Genomic DNA, 20,685 nt, shown 5'->3' with positions numbered 1-20,685 from the left:
GCGGCCCAATTATATCCTTTTTCTCTATGCGCTGACTATCCTTCAATCTGCTCTAACCAGCCTGGTCCCTTGGTTACAAGCAACCGATATAAGAAAATGTTAATGAGAGTGAACAGGACGATAATCCCAAGAGCGGTCCCTAACATGGATGTCCCCAGCGAAAAACTGGCGAGGACGACTAGACCTCCTGCCATAAGGCCTATTACCAGCGGGAAAAGGGGATTGAGATTTTGCTTGATGGCCTCTTGTTCGGAGCTCCAACGCAGCTTAGGCAGCTGTAAATCCACCAAGATTCCGATCATGTTGATAAAAATCAGCCCCGGAATTCCACTCACGATGGCAAGTATGATAAAGGCAGGCGAAAGCTGTAAAAACCATACGGCCTCTGTAAGAAGCAGCAGCATACTCACTGCACTTAGCACTAATCCTGGGAACAGCTTTGCCAACAGGATGTCGCGATATGGCATAGGCAGTAGCTTGTTCGTAAAGAATCCCTGTCCTTCTCTGGATATGGCAGTTACGGAGGTGCTATTCATGGCACCCATGATAAGAAAAGCAGCAAAGGCGATGGCTATGCTCATACCCGCTGCCGAGCCTTTCTGCATGACAGTTTGAATGAATGAAATCATTTCCCCGCTGTCACGACGGCTAAGTAATGGGATCAACATGAGTATCGGAATCAGAATGCTGGATAGCGTACAGTTCATCAAAAATGCCGGTGTCCGCCATAACATTCTCCATTCCTTGAGCGCGTATGCCAGCATAGCCGGACGTTTTTGGACAAGCTTGGCAAATGCAGTATCGACAACTTCTTTTCGTTTGGCGACTGACTCACTCATTCCCATCACACCCGAAAAGTAGAGATACGCTCCGGCGTAGAGAAAGGCGGCTATACCTGTAATCGCCACGAAAAGGAAAGCAAACAGATAGCCGAGAGAACCCCAAGTACCGCTGTCTATCAAAGCAAGGGCAGCCAGATTACTTCCAGGGAACAGCTGAGTGACAAAGCCCAACAGCCCATTTTCTTGTGTCAACAGCATTTGCTGAATTTGCTCAATACCAAATTCACTTCCGCTAGACTGACGTTGGAACAGCGCTTGAAAACCAACGACAATTCCAATCCCGATCAGCCCTCCAATAATACGGAAGCGCTCTTTGTATTTTTTGACGTTCGTAAAACGCATGAACAGCATCACGACAAGAGCAGCCAGCACAAGCGGCAAAACAGGAACAACCAAAAAGACAAGGATCGCTAGTAGATAATACATGATCCCTGCGCCGCTTTTCACGCCAAACGTAATGAACAGAGGCCCCAGGAAAACCACTGCTGTATAATATTCATACACGAGTGCAAGAGTAAATTTGGCTCCGAGAATATGTCCTGGAGCAAGCGGCATCGGCAACAAATGCTCAACATCCTTGGAATAGTAGAAAACACTCAAGACATACAAAATCCCGAATAAAAAGATGACAAGAGACGTCATGGCTACGCCAAATCCGAGTAAAGCCCCCTGCTGTCCGATCAGCGCCAATCCGTCATACAACTCAGAAATCACCAGTACAGCCGAAGCCATCATGGGAAGAACACCTAGTGCAATGACAATAAGCAACAGAGCGGTCTTCCAGCCACTCCCTTTCTCCACTCTCCAGGCTGGCTCCGCGTTTTTCATCATCATCTTCGTCAAAATCAGCACTTTATTCATGCTTGGTCAACTCCAGGAACAAGCTTTCCAGTGATACGTCTGACTGAAAATGCTCGCGCAGCTCAGCAAAGGTTCCACAGAACAAAATTTTACCTTTGTTGATGATCCCGACTCGATCGCACAACTTCTCAGCAACATCCAGCACGTGTGTGGAAAAGAATACGCTTCGACCGCTATCCGCATGTTCACGCATCATTTCTTTTAACGTAAAGGATGACTTGGGATCGAGTCCAGTCAAAGGCTCATCGAGAATCCACACTTCTGGCTGATGGATGAGCGCACCCATGATCATGATTTTTTGACGCATACCGTGCGAATAGCTCTGAATCGGATCCCCCAATGCGTTCTTCATGTCAAAGCGATCCGCCAACTGCAAAATCCGTTTTCCTCGTACCTCTTGAGGCACCTCGTAAATATCTGCCATGAAGCTGACATATTCCAGACCTTTCAGTCGCAAAAAAAGATCAGGGCTATCCGGTACATAACCGAATTGACGTTTTGCTTCCAGTGCTTCGGATCGAATATTTTTTCCATTGATCGTGATCTCACCGTGATCCGGACGTGTGATCCCTGTGATCATTTTGATCGTGGTTGTTTTGCCAGCTCCATTTGGTCCGAGGAAGCCAAAAATTTCTCCTTTGGGCACTGTGAGATTCATTTGATCAACTGCTTTTATGATGCCGTTGTAGCTTTTCGTCACATTGACAAGTTCTATCATCGCTGTGTCTCCCCTCTCCCCCGCTGTTTTCAACATTTTTTCCAATTTACTTCCACTCCATTTATTACGAGTGGTTCAAAGAAAAGTTCCGGAAAAGAAAAAGAGCCGTCGGTTATCCCAACGGCCCTCGTTAAAGCTTCTTAGTCTTGTGGTACAAAGCTGCCATCACGTAGCATAGTCAATTCACCCATGATGAATGCTAAATCTTCGCTCTCGCCGAACTTGCCACTTTCCTCCAACGCTTCCAAACGACGCAAAAGCATGTTAGCAAAATCTTGAATCTGTATCGGCTGCGCCTCCATATCTGCATCATCCAAAACTTCAAAACTAGTCAAGGCTTCCAAGTGGGTTACGATACGGAAACCGCCGATTTCCCCCAGGAACTCTTGCTTGTTCATTTTTGATTTCTCCAATTTTTGCAGCATGGACAAAATATCATTCGCTACCACGCTCGGAAAAGCAACCTGATAAAAGTTGCGATTTTTCGCTTCCTCGGTTTTGATTATCAAAACATCAATACCATCTGGCTTTTTTGCTTTTTTGCCAAACCCAAACATATATTCCACCTCAATCGTTCGATCTGTCCAACTCTCTCCATGATAGACATAATCCGAGAGTCAGACAACCCCTATCCATATATTAACTGGGCTATTTGTCTTTTTTGACACACACGCTAACGTAAAACGACTGCTTCCAAGTGAGGTGTGCCATGAAAGTCAACTGGAAAAATTGGATGTTTATTCTCGCTCTCTCTTTGCTCGTCACAGGATGCATGACGCAAGTAAAGCAGCAGCAGGCAAAAAACAAGGCCAAAACACAGAGTAAGCCTGCCAAGCAGTCTGCCATCCAAAAGCTTGGCGATAACAAAATGGATGTGGTCCTCTTTTTGAAGCAAGCCGAGCATCAGCTGGAAAATGTATATTATGCTGCTGCGGACAATGCGAAGGGCAAATCTGAGTTTGAGGATGGTCTCGTCTTTCGTGAATTGCCTGAGCGCTTCGACAGTAAAGACAAGATAACGGGGTACTTCGGCCGTTTTTGGAGCCGTCCACTGGCAGAAGCCATGTACGACAACATGACAACCAAGCTGGTGAAGGAAAAAGTATACGTAGCAATCCCACGCGTCGACTATCCGACTCTGATCTCGGTACGAAACACGACTGTTCAAAAAAACAATGGAGAACTCAGTGTGACCGTGGAGGATGTAACCGATTCTTCCTTTGCTTCTGACCGCACGCTGCGCTACCGACTCGTTCGCGATCAAAAGACCAAACGGTTCGAAATCAAATCACGGGTGGGCGCTTATGGGAATGAACAATTTCAATAAGCCTCTTGACATTTCTTGCAGACCAAGCGAATAATAGTGAATTAATAAGCACATAGTGAGCGGCAATGACGGGGAATAGTAAAACCGCCCTTCAGGTCCAGAGAGCGAAATCCACCGGCTGAGAGGTTTCGTCCTTGAATCGATTTGAACCCACCCCAGAGCATCCAGGGAAGACCTGGACAGGTTTCTTTCACCTGTTATCAAAGAAAGAGAGCCGGGCGTTTCTGGCTGAAGTATGCCTTCAGTCCAAAACGTCAAATAAGGTGGTACCGCGTGAGGTTATCAAGCCCTTTCGTCCTTATCAAAGAGACGAGAGGGCTTTTTTGTATGCAAGAAGGGGGTTTTACGCATGAAAAAGGGTAAGTTGCGTTTGGTAGTAAAGGTGGGGAGCAGTTCGATTGCAGCAGCTACAGGCGGTGTTGATCCGGCGAAAATGTCGCTGCTCGTCTCGGCTATCAGCCAATTGCGCGAAGCGGGTCATCAGGTTGTCTTAGTCTCCTCGGGAGCTGTCGCCAGCGGCTATCAAAGTCTCGGCTATCAGCAGCGACCGCGATCCTTGGCAGCCAAGCAAGCAGCGGCAGCTATTGGGCAAAGCTTGTTGATGCAGACCTATACACAAATGTTTGGCGCCCATAACTTCAGCGTGGCGCAAATCTTGCTGACACGCGGTGACTTTTCTCACAAGGAACGGTATCAGCACGCGTTTTCCACATTGTCACTGCTTTTGGATAAAAATATTTTGCCAATCATCAACGAAAACGACACGGTATCCGTAGCGGAATTGACCTTCGGAGACAATGATATGCTTGGCGCACTCGTCGCTGGTCTCATCCATGCTGATTTGTACACGATCCTGACTGATACGAATGGCTTGTATGATAAAGACCCACGTTATCATGCTGATGCCAAACACATGGGCTGGCTCGAATGTGTGACAGACGAAATCGAGGCACTTGCAGGCGGAGCTTCCCAACTGGGAACAGGCGGTATGCGCTCCAAGCTGATCGCAGCAAAAACCGCCCAATCATTAGGAATTCCGAGCTTTATCGGAAAATTGACGAATACCACTGATTTGTTGGCTGTCCTTACTGGCAACGGGAATGGCACCTATGTCAACTATCATCCAGAAGCACCTGCACCGAACGGCGTTCCTACACGCAAGCAATGGATTGCGCTTCACTCCCCTACCCGCGGAAAAATCACGGTTGATAGCGGTGCAGCGGAAGCGATTTTGGAAAAAAGCAAAAGCTTGCTCTTGGCAGGTGTCCGCGATGTATCCGGCATGTTCGAGCAAGGTGAGGTTATCGAGGTTTACTGTGAGGGTACGTTGATCGGTCGCGGTATCAGCAGATTTACCGCAGCACAGTTAAGTGATTTTCTTTCCCCTGATAACGTAACGCGACACAGCGGTACTGTTATACATCGGGATGAATGGACGCCTGTCATCTAAACGAATCCATGTAGATAGAAAGAAGGAGTTGGAGAAACCATGGAAATCTTGAAGGAAAAAGTGCATACACAAATAAGCCTGGCCAAACAGGCTTCACGAAAAATGGCAATACTCTCTCGCAAAGAAAAAGACCAGGTGCTCGTCGCAATTGGCAACCAGCTGCTGGCTGATGAGGACGTCATTCTCTCAGAAAACGCCAAGGACCTCGCCCTCGCGGAAGCAAATGGTCAGCCTGCTTCCTATCTGGACCGTCTCCTGTTGACGCCGGAGCGAATTGCACAGCTCGTGGATAGTCTAGCGCAGCTGGTATCCCTCGATGATCCGGTCGGGGAACGAATCGACTCGTGGACACGTCCAAACGGACTTTTTATCGAACAAATCCGCGTCCCTCTCGGCGTCATTGGAATGGTGTACGAAGCCAGACCGAACGTCACCGTTGACGCAGCAGCTATCGCTATCAAAACGGGCAATGCGATCGTCTTGCGCGGCAGCCACAGCGCTGTTCACAGCAATCTCGCGTTGACGACTAGCATTCGTCAAGCGCTCACTGCGACCGGACTTGACGCAGAAACGGTGCAGTACTTGCCTTTTGCCGAACATGCGTCTGTCGATTACTTGTGCACCGCCAATGGTCTCGTCGATGTCATCATCCCTCGGGGTGGCGCGGGACTGATTCAGCGGGTTCTGCAAATCGCAAGCGTACCTGTACTCGAAACAGGCGTCGGAAACTGCCACATTTATGTGGATGAAGCGGCTCAGTATGACATGGCTGAAAGCATCGTGATCAATGCCAAAACGAGTCGACCTGCCGTATGCAATGCTGCTGAAACACTGCTCGTGCACAGCAGTTGGCCACAGGAAAATCAACGAGCCTTGCTCCAAAAGCTACTGGCGAAGGGCGTTGAACTCCGTGCTTGTGAGCGTACGATAGAGCTGCATTCCGACCTCTCCACTCAACTGCACCATGCAACGGCAGAAGACTGGGATACGGAATACTCTGCGCTGATTCTTTCGGTTCGCACTGTTGATAGCCTGGGCGAGGCCATTGAACATATTACAGCGCATACTTCCGGCCATTCAGAGGCAATCGTAACGGAAGATGAAGTCGCAGCCCGTCAGTTTTTGACTGCGATCGATGCCACAGCGGTTTATCACAACGCCTCTACCCGCTTTACAGATGGTGGAGAATTCGGCTTCGGTGCCGAAATAGGCATCAGCACGCAAAAGCTTCACGCTCGTGGGCCAATGGGCTTGCCAGCGCTCACTTCTTACAAGTATGTCGTACGGGGAAACGGCCAAATCCGATAGTCCAAAGGGAGGGAATCACCATGAGTAACCAAGCAACAATGATTACAGAAGGGCGGATCGGTTTTCTCGGTGCAGGCTCGATCGTGGAGGCCATGCTTTCCGGTATCGTAAAGAAAGGCTTACTCCCTTCTGAGCGTATTACCGTCTCCAACCGCAATAATAGGGAGCGTTTGGAACAGTTGGCAAATGACTACGGGGTAACTGCTACTCAGGACAAATTTGAGGTAGTCCGCTCTTCCGATATTTTGATTTTGGCCATCAAGCCGAAGGATGCAGCAGAGGCTTTGCACGATTTGCGTGGAGTTGTTCGTTCGGACCAATTGATCATTTCGGTGGTTGCTGGCGTCTCCACCAGCTTGATCGGTGAGTGGCTCGGTGCAGAGTGCCCGATCATCCGCACGATGCCCAATACATCGTCTGCGGTTGGTTTGTCCGCTACAGGACTGTGTGCGAATCCTTTTGTCCAGGAAGAGCATCGCGAGCTAGCTACCAAACTTTTCGAAGCAATTGGCACCGTATATGAAGTCGCCGAGGAAGAGCTGGACATCATTACTGGATTGTCTGGAAGCGGTCCTGCTTATATTTACTATTTGGTAGAAGCGATGATGGGGGCAGGTGCCACAGCAGGACTGGATCGGGAAATGGCACGCCAATTAACACTGCAAACCGTGATCGGCGCGGCACATATGCTGCTCGATACACGCGAAGAGCCTTCTATTCTCCGCCAAAAAGTAACGAGTCCGGGTGGAACGACCCAGGCAGGACTGGAAGTATTGGAAGCCTATCAATTCCAGGAGGCCGTCACTGCAGCCATCCTGCGCGCTGCGGAAAGATCGCGGGAGATGGGGGCACAATACCAGTAAATTCGTTTTGTCCCCCCTCCTTGTCATGTATAATAAAAAAGATCAAGCATAGTCGAGAAAATGACGAAGGAGGTCCCATGGAAATTTACGCCTTGTACGGCACCAGTGGAACAGGAAAAAGCACCAGTGCATTAGAACTTGCTCACCGAATGAACATCGACGCCATTATTGATGATGGCATCCTGATTTACCAGGGACGCAAGGTGGCCGGAACCTCTGCCAAATATGAGAAGACAAAAATTCAGGCGGTAAAACGAGCTATTTTTCATTATAAGGAGCACGCTGAAGAAGTACGGCGAAGTCTCGGCGAGATTCAACCTAGCCGACTACTCGTGTTAGGAACTTCGCAGCGGATGATTGGTCGTATCGTGGAAGCTCTGCATTTGCCTTTGCAGGTGGACTTCATCCCGATTGAATCCATCAAGCCTCCGCAGGAAATCGAGGCTGCCCGCTACGTGCGGGAAACAATGGGCAAGCACACGATACCAATTCCGCGTGTCGAGGTAGAAAAAGATTTCCTCCAGCGCCTCATCTCCTCTGCCCAACAGATTTTCAGCTCGAAAAAAGAAGTGATTGGGGAAACAACCGTAGTTCATCCTCCGTTCTCAGGCGGACGTATCATGATTCATCCCCAGGTGTTGCGAAAAATCGTAGAAGCGACCTGCGACCAATTTGACGAGGTCCATCATGTGGTCAAGATCGTCTCCAGCTTTGAGGATTTGCCTCGGTTTCAGGTTTCGATAGCTCTTCAACTGCCTTACATGACAAATATTCCAGCACTTATCCATGCCCTTCAATCTACGTTGTACAAAGAAGCTCAATATTGTCTCAATATCGCTCCCGCAAGCATCGACATCGTCGTTTCTTCGCTGGAGCTATCCTGATCCGGTCCTTTGCGACCGGATTTTTTTTGGCTGCAATCCTCAGGGGTTACATCCTGACTTGTTGCTCATCCTAAACATGATTCCATCTGAAAGGAGCAACCCGATGCCATCCATCCTGTCTTCCAAACCCTTTACACAAGCTCCCATTCCTGAACCACCTAAGGTCATTACGACAAAGGACTTGAGCTATCTCAAGGATGCTTTGTCATGGGAACTGATCGCTTTCAAAAAGCTGCATGCTTTCGCACAACAAGCTACTGATCCCCAGGTCAAGCAATGTCTGGAGCAGCAAGGACAAATGCACCAGCGACACTACCAAAAACTACTGAGTCACCTGCAAAACAACAACACCGCAGTGATGGCGACCATTCCGCAGACACAGTCCCAGCAACAGCAATCCCAGCCACAACATCAAATGCAATAAGGGAGGAATCGGGATGCCAAACCAAAACCAGATCGCCAATCCGCAATCCAGTCAGCTGCCACAAGTAAAAGGTCCGCAAATGAACGATCGTGACTACCTTAACGACTGTCTGGCTACGTGCAAGTATTTGACGGATAACTTTAACGTCGCCGTTCGGGAAGCCAGCCACCAGCAGCTTTATGATGACATGGTACAAATTTTGAATGAAACCCATCAGTCAGCACGAGATGCTTTCAATCTCATGTTCCAAAAAGGATGGTACAAGCTGGAGGCTGCCGAACAGCAACAACTGCAGCAAGCTTATCAGCAGTTTAGCGGGTACTCCACGCAGTTCCCTTATCATTGAAATAGCAGAAGACACCTGACCCAAGCAGGTGTCTTCTTTCCATTAACCCTTACCACGGAGGAGCTGAGATAAGACAAATAACGCCTTTTCCATGTCGGCTTCCTCTGCATACACATAGGACAAGCGAAGATGATGACTATCCGTCTGATCATAAACAAAGCCCGGATTTAACAGGACACCTTTTGCCAATGCTTCCGTAAAAAGCTTGCGCATCGAAACCGCCTGATGCAGACGAAGCCAAATATAAAAACCGCCATGTGGTATACGCCAATCTGCCAAATCATCAAACCAGCGAGTAAGCCATTCGCACATCCTGTCCCTTCTGTGTCGCAGTGCCGCTCTTAGCTGATCCAGATGCCGAGAATATCTCTCGCTTGTGAGCCATTCTGTCGCCACCCATTGGGAAATAGCACTCGCTCCGTAGTCCGTCTGCATTTTCACATCCGCGAGGCGTTCAATGACAGGCTCAGGCCCTACAATCCAGCCAATCCGCAGCCCCGGACTGAGTGTTTTGGACAAGCTGCCCAAATACAAGACCAGCCCGCTCTGATCCCTCGCCTTCAACGGCAATGGCCCCGGTTCGTCTAACCACAATTCTCCATAAACATCGTCTTCCAACACAGGCAGTCTCTCCCGCTCGCATGCTACCAGCACTTCCTCCCTTCGATTCTCTGATAGGCTAATCCCCGTCGGATTGTGGTAAGCCGAAATCGTATAGAGTAGGGCAGCGTTATGCACCTGTTTTTGTCTCGTAAGCACTTGGGGAGAGATTCCTTCCTCATCCATCGGTACACCGACCAGACGCATTCCCGATGATTGAAACAAAGGCAGAGAGAATAAATACGAAGGCTGTTCGAGCAAGATGGCAGATCCACGGTGAAGAATGCCAATCGATATCAACTGCAAGGCTTGAAGCGCCCCCGAAACGACCAAAATAGAAGCCGGAGAAGCTTCAATCCCCCTGCTCCGCAAATGGTTGCTGATCGCCTGGCGCAACGGCAACAGCCCTTTTGGCTCCGAATATCCGAGATGTGTCATTTTGCCTTGCAAGCTAGCCATGACCTCTTCCATCTCCGCAACAGGAATCAAGCTAGGCGATAGCTCACCAGTCCCCAGGCGAATGTACCTCGGGTCTGGCTCATAACGATTGATATCCTGAATCGTCGGCGAGTTGGGTAGATGCGCCCCTGCCTGAACGTATCCCAGCCAATTCGGGGGAGGGGCGGTCGTCAGCAAGGACCACGTATTGTTGCTAACGACGGAACCACTGCCCACTGTTGCTTCAATGAAGCCATCCGCTTTTAGCTCTTCCAACGCCGTCACTACCGTGCTGCGGTTTACATCAAAGGCTTGCGCTAACGCTCTTTGTGTTGGCAATTTACTATTGATCGGCCACTCACCGCCTGCGATTTTCCCCTTGATATAAGCCACGATCTGCGCGTAAATCGGTATGTCAGATGATTTGTCAGGCTTCCAGTCAATCGTCAACACAAGCACATTCCTCCTCGTCTTATCATTGTACAAATTGGTTGGTTTAGATGTAAACCAATTGGCTGGAGACAACAGATTCACAACCGTGAATAATGACAGTAATGCAAATAGCCTTTGCATCCAGAGAGAAACGGGGAGGAAATGATCATGCTGGAAGCGATTTTGCACGGCTTTGTGCTTGCTTTTGGACTTATTTTACCGCTCGGCGCACAAAATGTTTTCGTTTTTAATCAAGGGGCTCTACAACCTACCTTACTTCGCGCCATGCCCGTCGTACTGACTGCGGCACTCTGTGATACCCTGCTCATTTTATTGGCGGTATTAGGAGTCTCTTTGGTTGTATTGACAGTCACTTGGCTAAAAACGGTTCTATATGTCGTCGGCTTCGTCTTTTTGATGTACATGGGATATTTAACGTGGCGTAGTCGTCCCAATACGGAGGATGGAGAGAAAGAACGCTTTTCTGCGAAAAAGCAAATCATGTTTGCTGCCTCTGTCTCTTTGTTGAACCCGCATGCAATTCTCGATACGATCGGCGTGATCGGCACCAGCTCGCTCAGCTATACCGGAACAGAGAAATGGGGCTTTACAATTGCCTGCATCCTCGTATCCTGCCTCTGGTTTTTCGGCCTTTCCGTAGCTGGTCGTACCGCAGGTCGATTGGATCGGTCTGGAAAATTGCAGCGTGGCCTGAATATGGTTTCCGCTGTGATTATGTGGGGAGTGGCTATCTATATGGCAGCCCAATTACTCACGACGTAAAGAGTTCGTGAAAAAGTGCATAATCCCCACCTCCTCCACTCAAAATACTCCTATTCGGGTTTTCGAAGTGGAGGTTTGTTTATGCTTTTTACCAAATCGGACGCACTCTTGGATGACTTGTATGAGATTGCGAAAAATGTGCATCAAACAGCGATCTATTTTAATGAATACAAGATTACTTCATTGGAGACTGTCAAAACCTTTTCTACAGAAATGAAAGAGTACGAAACAAAAGGCGACAAGCTCATCCATGAAATCATTGTGCAAATCAACAAGACATTTATTACCGCCATCGAGCGTGAGGACGTCCTGGACCTTGCCGTCAAACTGGATGACGTACTGGACGGATTGGAGTTTTGTGCTTCGAGACTCTATATGTACGACATCATGGAAGCAGATGAAACGATGGTGAGATTCGGGGAACTCATCGAAGACGCTACCAAGCAAATTCTTCTCGCCATCGAGCTGCTCCAAAAGCAAAAGCTGTCCGCTATGAAGGAGTACATCATCCGCATTAACGATTTAGAAAGCGAAGGGGATGAATTGGTGAGGGGGAGCATCCGGCAATTGTTCAAAACCTCTAGCGATCCAATTCACATCATGCAGCTCAAAGAGGTGTACGAAGTGCTGGAAGATGTCATGGATCATTGTGAGGATGTCGCGGATGCGATGGAATCTGTGATCATGGGCAACTCTTAAACCAAGGAGACCTACTTTCATGCATACGAGCCTTCCTCTAGTTATTGCGGTTATCATCCTGGCTGTTTCCTTTGACTTTATTAACGGATTTCACGATACAGCCAATGCCATTGCAACCACCGTATCCACCAAAGCTCTCCCACCTAAGATTGCCATTGGTCTGGCAGCTATCATGAACTTTATCGGTGCCCTGACATTTACCGGGGTCGCCAAAACGATCGGTGGAGATATCGCCGATCCAGCCAAGCTGGAATTCGGAGTGCTTGTAGTCATGGCTGCTCTCCTGTCTGCGATCCTTTGGAATTTGATTACATGGTGGTACGGTATCCCCAGCAGTTCGTCTCACGCTCTCATCGGCTCACTCGTAGGGGCAGTCCTCGCTTCCGCCGGGAGCGCGCAAATCAACTGGGCTGGTTTTTTAAAAATCTTCCAGGCGCTCATTGTGTCACCGGTTATCGCGCTGGTAGCTGCTTACCTCATGATGAATTTGGTTTATTTCATTTTTAGTCGGATCATGATCCCCCCTACCAGGGTCAATCGGGGTTTTCGCCTCTTTCAGATTTTCACGGCGGCCCTGCAATCCTTTACACATGGAACCAATGACGCACAAAAAGCGATGGGCATTATCGTATTCGCTCTCGTAGCCGCTGACCTGCATGCAGATACAAGCACCATTCCTTTCTGGGTGCAGTTCATTTGTGCCCTCGCGATGGGCTTGGGAACCTCTGTGGGAGGCTGGAAAATCATCAAGACGGTCGGGGGCAAAATCACCAAAATCGAACCAATCAATGGTGCAACTGCCGATCTCACCTCGTCCACGATCATTTTTACCTTTACGCAGCTAGGATTGCCTGTCAGCTCTACCCATGTCATCTCTTCCGGGATCATGGGGGTCGGCGCAGCCAAACGGCTGAAAAGCGTCAATTGGGGCGTCGCCAAACGCATTGTGATCACCTGGTTTATTACGCTGCCTATCTCTGCCTTGCTCGCTGCAGCTACGTATTTGTTGCTGCATGTATTTATCTAAAAGCAAAAGGGACGAGTAACAGGCTCGCCCCTTTTTTCGTTTACGTCCCTCATCAAATATTATATTTCCCCAAGAACTCCTTGTGTTTTTTGCTGCCTGCATGGCCCGTCTTTTACTTTTTCGTAAGAACCTTTATGCCTTCTTCTACAAACGTGTCATCCCGCAATTTGTCCTGCACGCTTGTACTCCATTTTTCTTTTGTCAAAAGCGATGCCAAATCCTCACCAAAGAGGCCTTGAATAGCAACTCGTGTGGCAACAATCGTCGTATCAGAAAAACGATATTCTACGGTTTGCAAATTGTCTACCAGCGCAAAGGCTGACACGGAGTTATACAGCATCGTTTGCTTGAACAATTTCGCCTCGACGTCGGTCGTCATGTCCTCGTAATGAATCTCAATCGTAAACTTCTCCGGACGGAGCTGAAAGGTGCGCTTGAGATGACTCAACGGCAGATGTTTGAACATGACCAAATTCGAAGTAGCGCCCATGTACTTGTTTTTGTATGGCAAAATGGATGCCAAATCGTGAGTCAGCGGGCTTTGCTGAGCTAATTGATATTGCTCTGATTGCGCTTCGTTCTCCGGGATAATTACGATCTGAATGACCATGAACAGGACAACCCCGATGAGAACCAAGGCAAGAATCATTTTATTTCGCAATGATGTCACCTTCCCCTGCATCGTATTTCAAAATCAGCCGCGGAATGGCGTGGAGCCATAGTGGTATGAGTATGGAGAGAAAAGGCAGCGCATACGCTACGGCAATGTTAGCGAATTGATACGGTCCAGTAAGATTCACTGGCTTTGAAAACCATAGATTGCTCCCAAAATAGAGCGCAGTCGTAAAAACGAGTGTCCCGACAATATAAAGCGCCCAAAGCATCCAGCCCGTTTTCCGCAGCAAAAAGGCAGACCGGACATTCATACTGGTCAAATTTTGCGTAGAAGCCGGTCGGTTGATCCCCAGCAAAATCAAATAAATGATTCCGATGAGTATGCAAATCGCAAACAGACCATAGTTCAAAAAGATACCCATGCCCCAAATTCGCAGTGGCATAGTCACAATCCAGGCAATGAGTGTGTACAGCAATCCGAGCTGCAGCAGTTCTTGCAGGAGTGGAAGTATGTAGACTTTGCGGCGTTCTCCGACAATCGAATCAATCGAAGGGAGATTGGCCTTTGCTTTTTTCACCGCTTCATCCAGTGATAGCCCATCTGCAACCAGGTCGGCGACCTTTGCCTCCAAATTGCTCAATACTTCCCATTTGAGCTCCTCGATTTGTTTACTTCCTCTATATTTTTGAAACAATTGATCGACATAGTGCTGTAAATTCTCCATCACACTTCCTCCCGCCTTTCGATGAGCTGGTCAATCAATTCTTTGGCGACTTTCCAGGATGCCAGCGCTTTTTCGTACGCCTCTCTGCCTGCTTCTGTCACCTGATAATATTTGCGTCTGCCCCCCTGGCTCTCATCTCCCCAGTACGAAGCGATCAGCTTGTGTGACTCTAATCTTTTCAGACTGGTATACAAGGAAGGCTCTTTCAGTTCGTAGCGACCGCCGCTGTTTTTGAAAATGGCTTTGATGATTTCGTACCCATAGTTATCGCCGTCACACAGGACACGGAGAATAATCGTATCGATATGACCGCGGATAATGTCACTGCTGATACTACTATCACTCATCTCGTTCACCTCGCAACTATAGCATAACACATATTACTATGTGTGTCAGAGTAATATGTGTTAAATTTCTTCTACTCACACAAAAAAAACAAGACCACTCAAAAAGTTGAGATGGTCTTGAACAAATAGGCAGCCCAGTCGTTTTATTGTTTCACCTGGTACACCAGATAGGGTGCTGGCGTCCGTTTTCCGTTTAATTCCGGCCAAACATAAAGCAGTTCCAGTGAGGGACTATTCTCCTTGTTAGGTTCTGTAGATGACTCGCCTATCTCTGAAAAATTCCCTTCCAGGCCTACTACCTGTCTGCTGGTGCTATCCACCCACACCTTATACCTGTGACTCTCCGCTCTTGCTCCTTGTGTAATGGCAATGAAGTCTAGCCTGATTGCTGAGTCTTCCACCGCCGCGCCCTCCATTGCAAGCTGTGTGATTTGTCTTGGCAAATAGTACGCCAGTTTTTTGGCACCGATTTGGGCTACTTCTGCTTGGGACAGCTCCGGGGAAGTATGTGACTCCGTATTTGTTTTCATCCGATACGCCAGCAGTTGACCAGATTTCTTGGCAAACCTCGCAGTGAGATAAGTAGCATCTGTCATTTTCCACGTATATTCCATGTGCGATTCTTGTTCTTCTGTTGATAATGGACGGTTAACCTCTTCGATACGTACACCGAACTCTTTTTGGATCAGAGAGGCTATCTCCTCATCTGAGTTGGCCATGAGCAGCTTACCTTGTGCCTGAATCGGGATGAGGCTATAGCTACCAGTTGCCGCCACGCTCTGAAAACGACGATCGAGGACTTCCCCGTTCAATGCGTTGATATAGCCCGCAAAAGTCGCTACTTCTTCTTGCTTCAAGCTGGCTGTCAGCCTTTGTACTGCGTCCTCTTTGGAAATTGCTTTTTCTGGATTGGGAAATAGCGAGAGATCCACTTCTGCATCGAGATTCTCCTCAATGACCATACCCGCTGGTGATCCATCTGACTCCAAGGGAACCTTCACGACACTGTCGGCGAACGGTATACCGTTAATGACGCGTTGAAAAACAGCCGTATCTTTTTCCAGATGGTTAGAAGCGAGTTGATATTGCTTACTCTTTTCGCCTAATTTCTGCTTCATATATTGCTCGACAGACAGCGTTGGCGTATTGCTAGCCGTGGTTGCCGTTTTGGGCAGTATTTGGCTTTTTGGGAGCGATTGTGATTGCGTAATGACACTCTGTTCTTTCTGTTTGGGCTGTTCTTTCACCTGGCTTATTTTCCGCTGCTCGGTAACAGGAGGAATATTCCTTTGCTCCGGTATGTCCTTCTCTTTTGCCAGTGAAGGCGCATTCTCTGTACGCTGCTCCGTACGTACACTGCTGGTCCCCTCTGGTGCTTCTTTTCCGTCAGGCACAGCTACCAAGAGAGCCAATACGACAGTTGCAGCTGCACCTCCTGCCATCGACAAGATACGGCCCACTTTTTTCCTCTGCTTCATCTGCCTTGCCTGTTTAACCAGCGTCTGATCCAAATAGGTGACAAATTCCTGACGAGGGGGTGGGTCTTGCCTTCTTAACCCTCGCAGTTGGACCGTCAGCTTCTCATCCTCTAGCCCACTCATTTAGAAAGCCCCCTTCCTCCGTATCATTCATCATTTCTTTGACCAGCTTTAATGCCCGATGGGTGTTTACTTTCACCTTGGATTCCGATACACCCAGGATTTCTGCCGTCTCCTTGACGCTGTATTCCTCGATGCAGCGCAAAATCAGAACCAGACGATAATGGGGCGCTAGCTTTTGGATCGCTTGCTTCAGCTCACGAACGTTTTCCCTCTTGGTCAGGACGTTTTCCGGACCCCCTTCCTTGGTCGCCAGCTTCATCAGCCAGTTTTCTGAGAAAAAGGACTTGACCTTCTGCTTGCGATGCTGGTCGATCGCCGCATGCTTGGCAATGGAGAAGAGCCATGTTTTCAGAGTGACTCTGCCATCAAATCCGGCGAGCCCTTTTAACACTCTCGTAAAAACCTCCTGCGTCAAATCCTCGGCATCATTCTGGTTGCCGGTAAAATGGAGCAGAAAGTAGTAAACGTCCTGATAGTGAGCATGATAGATCGCGCTGATCCGCTGCTCGATATCCTCCTGCACGGGTTAGCCTCCTGTCTTAGTACGGACTGTAATGAAATTCAGCTGTAGTAGTAAATTTGCCGGTTAGGGCATCAATTTCTCGGTGGTCTAGAGATATAGCTGTTCTGTACACCAGAATGGGTTGATAGTTTCGGTTATCCGACTCAATATCGGCATCTGATGTGAAATATTGCAGCTCCAGTGGACGTACTTTCAAGTATTCCTTTAGCGCCTGCTCATGTGATACAGCCTTTTTGGGGTCAGGCAGAATGAGTGGTTCCCAAGATACATCCTCCATATGCAGACCTATCACCTCTCCCGTGATACGGTCTATTCTGATAAAAATCTCATCATCCAGAACGGGAATGCCTTCGTGCACATTTACAAACCTGAAGCCCTGCACAGCGCCTCTCTGTTGAAACTCTGCTTTGCCAATCGGCATCACTTCTTTTAAATGCTTGGGTCCGTACTTTTCCAGCGCAGCAATAGCTAGTTTCATCGATTCTTCTGGCGTTAGCCATTTCTTTCCGTTTGGATCTTCTTTAGGGAATTTTATTTCTTTCTTTCTCTTGTCAACCACACGGTAGCTCATGAATCGTCCTGTTTCTTCCTCCGTTTCAATTTCAGCATCAAAGTCTTTATTGATTTCATGTGTATATTTCTTACCTTTTGTATCTTCAGAAATGCCTTCTTTTATTTTTTCAGCTTTGCTCTCGATCCCAAAAGCAGCGAACATAGCTGCTGCTTCCTCTGTCGTCTTTACGGTTACTTCCTTACCGACAGGATTCACTCTGACAATGGGATTATATGCACTCCCCGAACCGTTCGCCGAACCGACATAAGGAGGAACTTCCTCGCCTGTTTTGGCATCGATAAATTCCGAGAATTCCGATTTGTATCGTAATGTAGGAGAGCCATACAAGTATTTCTTCGTTTTCTCGTCATATCTCTCTACTGGCTGTTTCAAATAAAAGAGCTTCAGGTGTTTGGCGAAGGCTTTTTCAGCCTGATCCTTGGATATGGCTTCCTTTGGATCAGCAAACTTCATATTTTCCAAGGCGGGTGCATCGTCTCCAAGATTATATTTATGTAAACCTGATCCTTTCGAAATAATTTCTCCTTTGCTGTTTACGGTTAGACGAACATTTATATTCAGATACGGAAGTCCGTTTACCAATTTTGTAAAATGGGCCTCGTTGTCCCTTGAATAGTTAGGGTTATAGGCAAAGCCGCCCATATCTGGACCATACCATTGTTTCATAAAATCTGTTGCTTTGCTGACTACCTTGTCATGCTCAATCTTCGGCCTTCCTTCTTCGGGAAATTCCTCGTCGTAGCTAAACCAATCGGGATTCCCTTGTTTATCCAAACCGAATTCAAAAGACGGCTTCTTCTTCTCCTTGGACGTTTGCAAGATGATGGTTATATCATTCGTTCCATCATCTTTTTCTAAAATCTTAAGCGTACTGTAAGAAAAATCGGCTAAATATGGCAGCCTTTCCTTTACCTTTTGGATTGCAAGCTCTACCTTCACTTTCCATTCAGGTGCGAGCTCCTTTGCCTTGCTCTCCTCCGCCAGCACTTGACCATTATTCGTCAGATGGATTGGCGTAGTAGCAAGTAGAGTTGCAGTTGTTACCGAAAAAATCACCTTATTGAGCTTTTTCACCATTTACATCCTCCCGTATTTTTTCAATGTTAATTAATCGTAAAAAATACCAAAAGGTTACAAAAAATACAAAATAAAAAAGCTGTTGAATCAATATCAACAGTCTTTTTTATTTTGCATGACAGGGAGAGATACGTTTTTCCACTCCTTCTTCAATCGAATAGGGAAAAAGTGTTTATCCCCCTCCGGGGACAGGATACTAGTAACTTCCCATGCTATTGCCCTCAAAGGCGTTGAAAACAAAATGTCTCGTTGATGATCGTCAACACCGATACGCGCCCTCACAATCTATCCATTCGTGATCTAAACCTTACATCCACAGAATTGAAGCCGACTCAATCGACACTCTTACAGTTTTCAGCCGATAAACGCGGTCGGTATCATTTCGTATCAGACGCACCTGGCTATCCGGAAACAGGCTTCCAAGGCATGCTCGTCATTGACTATCTGGTTGCCGGTAAAATGGAGCAGAAAGTCGCTGATCCGCTGCTCGATATCCTCCTGCACGGGTTAGCCTTCTGCCTTAGTACGGACTGGAATAAAATTCAGCTGTAGTAGTAAATTTGCCGGTTAGGGCATCAATTTCTCGGTGGTCTAGAGATATGGCTGTTCTGTACACCAGAATGGGTTGATAGCTTGGGTTATCCGACAAAATATCGGTATCCGGTGTGAGATATTGCAGCTCCAGTGGACGCACTTTCAAGTATTCCTTTAGCGCCTGCTCATGTGATACAGCCTTTTTGGGGTCAGGCAGAATGAGTGGTTCCCAAGATACATCCGTCATACGCAGACTTATCACCTCTCCCGTGATACGGTCTATTCTGATATAAATCTCATCATCCAGAACGGGAATCCCTTCGTGCACATTTACAAACTTGAAGCCCTGCTCAGCGCCTCTCTGCCGAAACTCTGCTGTCCCAATCGGCATCACTTCTTTTAAATGCTTTGGTCCGTACTTTTCCAGCGCAGCAATAGCTAGTTTCATCGATTCTTCTGGCGTTAGCCATTTCTTTCCGTTTGGATCTTCTTCAGGGTATTCTCTTTCTTTCTTTTTCTTGTCAACCATACCGTAGCTCATGAATCGTCCTGTTTCTTTCTCCGTTATAATGATAGCCTCAAACTCTTTATTGATTTCATGTATATATTCCTTACCTTTCGTATCTTCTGAAATGCCTTCTTTTATTTTTTCAGCTTTGCTCTCGATCCCGAAAGCAGCGAACATAGCTGCTGCTTCCTCTGTCGTCTTTACGGTAACTTCCTTACCATCAGGATTCACTCTGACAATGGGGTTATATGCACTCCCCGAACCATCATAATGAGGAACTTCCATGCCTGTTTTGGCATCGATAAATTCCGAGAATTCCGATTTGTAGCGTAAGGTAGGAGAGCCATACAAGTATTCCTTCGTTTTCTCTTCCCATCCCTCTACTGGCTTTTTCAAATAAAAGAGCTTCAGGTGTTTGGCGAAGGCTTTTTCAGCCTGATCCTTGGATATGGCTTCCTTTGGATCAGCAAACTTCAAATCTTCGAGGGCAGGTGCATCATCGCCCCCGAGCCCGTATAAGCCTTTCCCTTTCGATATGACTTCCCCCTTGCTGTTTACGGTTAGACGAACATTGATATTCAGATACGGAAGACCGTTTACCTGTTTCGTAAACAAAGCTTCATTTTGATCCGAATAATTAGGGTTATATTTGAAGCCACCCATATCTGCTCCGTACCATTGCTTCATAAAATCTGTTGTTATGCTGACTACCTTGTCATGCTCAATCTTCGGCCTTCCTTCTTCGGGAAATTCCTCGTCGTAGCTAAACCCCTTGGGATTCCCTTGTTTATCCAAACTGAATTCAAAAGACGGTTTCTTCTTCTCCTTGGACGTTTGCAAGATGATGGTTATACGATTTGTTCCATCATTTTTTTCTAAAATCTTAAGCGTACTGTAAGAAAAATCGGCTAAATATGGCAGCCTTTCCTTTACCTTTTGGATTGCAAGCTCTACCTTCACTTTCCATTCAGGTGTAAGCTCCTTTGCCTTGCTCTCCTCCGCCAGCACTTGACCATTATTCGTCAGATAGATTGGCGTAGTAGCAAGTAGAGTTGCAGTTGTTAGCGAAAAAATCACTTTATTCAGCTTTTTCATCATTTACATCCTCCCGTATTTTTTTCAACGTTAATTAATCGTAAAAAATACCAAAAGGTTACAAAAAATACAAAATAAAAAAAG

The 20,685-nt window shown here is 47.4% G+C and carries 22 protein-coding genes; 11 read left to right on the top strand and 11 right to left on the bottom strand.

The annotated features are described in order from the left end of the window. Positions 1-35 precede the first annotated feature (35 nt). The 3 genes from HP398_RS14095 to HP398_RS14085 all read right to left on the bottom strand — a co-directional run bounded on the left by HP398_RS14095 (position 36) and on the right by HP398_RS14085 (position 2,978). Positions 36-1,703: a putative ABC transporter permease subunit gene (locus HP398_RS14095; protein WP_017251475.1), complete on the bottom strand. Its 1,668-nt coding sequence runs from the start codon at positions 1,701-1,703 to the stop codon at positions 36-38. Next, positions 1,696-2,421 (bottom strand): ABC transporter ATP-binding protein, encoded by a 726-nt coding sequence (locus HP398_RS14090; protein ID WP_026043318.1) that lies wholly within the window; start codon positions 2,419-2,421, stop codon positions 1,696-1,698. The genes HP398_RS14095 and HP398_RS14090 overlap by 8 nt, the downstream gene beginning before the upstream one ends. A 140-nt stretch (positions 2,422-2,561) precedes the next feature. Then, positions 2,562-2,978, bottom strand: coding sequence for a hypothetical protein (locus HP398_RS14085; protein ID WP_017251477.1), 417 nt, complete (start codon positions 2,976-2,978; stop codon positions 2,562-2,564). A gap of 152 nt (positions 2,979-3,130) precedes the next feature. Between HP398_RS14085 and HP398_RS14080 the strand changes: the two genes are divergently transcribed. The 7 genes from HP398_RS14080 to HP398_RS14050 all read left to right on the top strand — a co-directional run bounded on the left by HP398_RS14080 (position 3,131) and on the right by HP398_RS14050 (position 9,023). Next, positions 3,131-3,748, top strand: coding sequence for a hypothetical protein (locus HP398_RS14080; RefSeq protein ID WP_017251478.1), 618 nt, complete (start codon positions 3,131-3,133; stop codon positions 3,746-3,748). 349 nt (positions 3,749-4,097) lie between these two features. Next, positions 4,098-5,198, top strand: a complete 1,101-nt coding sequence (gene proB / locus HP398_RS14075; RefSeq protein WP_017251480.1) for a glutamate 5-kinase — start codon at positions 4,098-4,100, stop codon at positions 5,196-5,198. Positions 5,199-5,237: 39 nt separating this feature from the next. Next, a complete protein-coding gene (locus HP398_RS14070; RefSeq protein WP_173622893.1) occupies positions 5,238-6,506 on the top strand; it encodes a glutamate-5-semialdehyde dehydrogenase in 1,269 nt (422 codons plus the stop codon). 20 nt (positions 6,507-6,526) lie between these two features. Beyond that, on the top strand, positions 6,527-7,369 hold the full coding sequence (proC, locus tag HP398_RS14065) for a pyrroline-5-carboxylate reductase (protein WP_173622892.1): 843 nt from the start codon (positions 6,527-6,529) through the stop codon (positions 7,367-7,369). Positions 7,370-7,446: 77 nt separating this feature from the next. Further along, entirely contained in the window at positions 7,447-8,253 is an 807-nt protein-coding gene (locus HP398_RS14060; protein ID WP_017251483.1) for a hypothetical protein, read from the top strand. A 103-nt stretch (positions 8,254-8,356) separates the two neighbouring features. Next, positions 8,357-8,677, top strand: coding sequence for a ferritin-like domain-containing protein (locus HP398_RS14055; protein ID WP_007718471.1), 321 nt, complete (start codon positions 8,357-8,359; stop codon positions 8,675-8,677). A gap of 13 nt (positions 8,678-8,690) precedes the next feature. Then, the gene (locus HP398_RS14050; protein ID WP_173622891.1) at positions 8,691-9,023 is read left to right on the top strand and encodes a spore coat protein; all 333 of its coding nucleotides are present in this window, start codon (positions 8,691-8,693) and stop codon (positions 9,021-9,023) included. Between the two features lie 42 nt (positions 9,024-9,065). Here the strand turns inward: HP398_RS14050 and HP398_RS14045 are convergent, their stop codons facing one another. Then, positions 9,066-10,514, bottom strand: a complete 1,449-nt coding sequence (locus HP398_RS14045; protein WP_017251485.1) for an aminotransferase-like domain-containing protein — start codon at positions 10,512-10,514, stop codon at positions 9,066-9,068. Between the two features lie 147 nt (positions 10,515-10,661). Here HP398_RS14045 and HP398_RS14040 point away from each other — a divergent pair, with 147 nt between their 5' ends. The 3 genes from HP398_RS14040 to HP398_RS14030 all read left to right on the top strand — a co-directional run bounded on the left by HP398_RS14040 (position 10,662) and on the right by HP398_RS14030 (position 13,002). Then, a complete protein-coding gene (locus HP398_RS14040) occupies positions 10,662-11,276 on the top strand; it encodes a LysE/ArgO family amino acid transporter (protein ID WP_017251486.1) in 615 nt (204 codons plus the stop codon). Positions 11,277-11,357: 81 nt separating this feature from the next. Then, entirely contained in the window at positions 11,358-11,975 is a 618-nt protein-coding gene (locus HP398_RS14035) for a DUF47 domain-containing protein (protein ID WP_017251487.1), read from the top strand. 19 nt (positions 11,976-11,994) lie between these two features. After that, positions 11,995-13,002, top strand: coding sequence for an inorganic phosphate transporter (locus HP398_RS14030; protein ID WP_017251488.1), 1,008 nt, complete (start codon positions 11,995-11,997; stop codon positions 13,000-13,002). Between the two features lie 112 nt (positions 13,003-13,114). On the opposite strand, the gene HP398_RS14025 is transcribed toward HP398_RS14030, so the two are convergent. From HP398_RS14025 to HP398_RS14000, 6 genes are all read right to left on the bottom strand, one after another. Then, positions 13,115-13,651: a DUF4825 domain-containing protein gene (locus HP398_RS14025; RefSeq protein ID WP_254476108.1), complete on the bottom strand. Its 537-nt coding sequence runs from the start codon at positions 13,649-13,651 to the stop codon at positions 13,115-13,117. Between the two features lies 1 nt (position 13,652). Then, entirely contained in the window at positions 13,653-14,342 is a 690-nt protein-coding gene (locus tag HP398_RS14020; protein ID WP_173622889.1) for a permease prefix domain 1-containing protein, read from the bottom strand. Then, positions 14,342-14,689, bottom strand: a complete 348-nt coding sequence (locus HP398_RS14015; RefSeq protein WP_017251491.1) for a PadR family transcriptional regulator — start codon at positions 14,687-14,689, stop codon at positions 14,342-14,344. The genes HP398_RS14020 and HP398_RS14015 overlap by 1 nt, the downstream gene beginning before the upstream one ends. A gap of 143 nt (positions 14,690-14,832) precedes the next feature. Then, entirely contained in the window at positions 14,833-16,290 is a 1,458-nt protein-coding gene (locus HP398_RS14010) for a hypothetical protein (RefSeq protein ID WP_173622888.1), read from the bottom strand. Beyond that, positions 16,271-16,813 (bottom strand): RNA polymerase sigma factor, encoded by a 543-nt coding sequence (locus HP398_RS14005; protein WP_017251493.1) that lies wholly within the window; start codon positions 16,811-16,813, stop codon positions 16,271-16,273. Before HP398_RS14005 ends, HP398_RS14010 begins: the two co-directional genes overlap by 20 nt. A 16-nt stretch (positions 16,814-16,829) precedes the next feature. Further along, positions 16,830-18,464 carry a YcdB/YcdC domain-containing protein gene (locus HP398_RS14000; RefSeq protein ID WP_173622887.1) on the bottom strand — a complete coding sequence of 545 codons (1,635 nt, stop codon included), beginning with the start codon at positions 18,462-18,464 and terminating at the stop codon, positions 16,830-16,832. Between the two features lie 249 nt (positions 18,465-18,713). Here HP398_RS14000 and HP398_RS30950 point away from each other — a divergent pair, with 249 nt between their 5' ends. After that, positions 18,714-19,016, top strand: coding sequence for a cupredoxin domain-containing protein (locus HP398_RS30950; RefSeq protein WP_256436352.1), 303 nt, complete (start codon positions 18,714-18,716; stop codon positions 19,014-19,016). Here HP398_RS30950 and HP398_RS13990 read toward each other — a convergent pair. After that, positions 18,985-20,601: a YcdB/YcdC domain-containing protein gene (locus HP398_RS13990; protein WP_254476106.1), complete on the bottom strand. Its 1,617-nt coding sequence runs from the start codon at positions 20,599-20,601 to the stop codon at positions 18,985-18,987. The two genes, HP398_RS30950 and HP398_RS13990, sit on opposite strands and share 32 nt — an antisense overlap. Between the last annotated feature and the right edge of the window lie 84 nt (positions 20,602-20,685).

The organism is Brevibacillus sp. HB1.4B (assembly GCF_013284285.1).
Taxonomy (GTDB): domain Bacteria; phylum Bacillota; class Bacilli; order Brevibacillales; family Brevibacillaceae; genus Brevibacillus; species Brevibacillus porteri.
The sequence above is the reverse complement of the archived record's forward strand: the minus strand, read 5'-3'. Positions and strand labels throughout refer to the sequence as shown.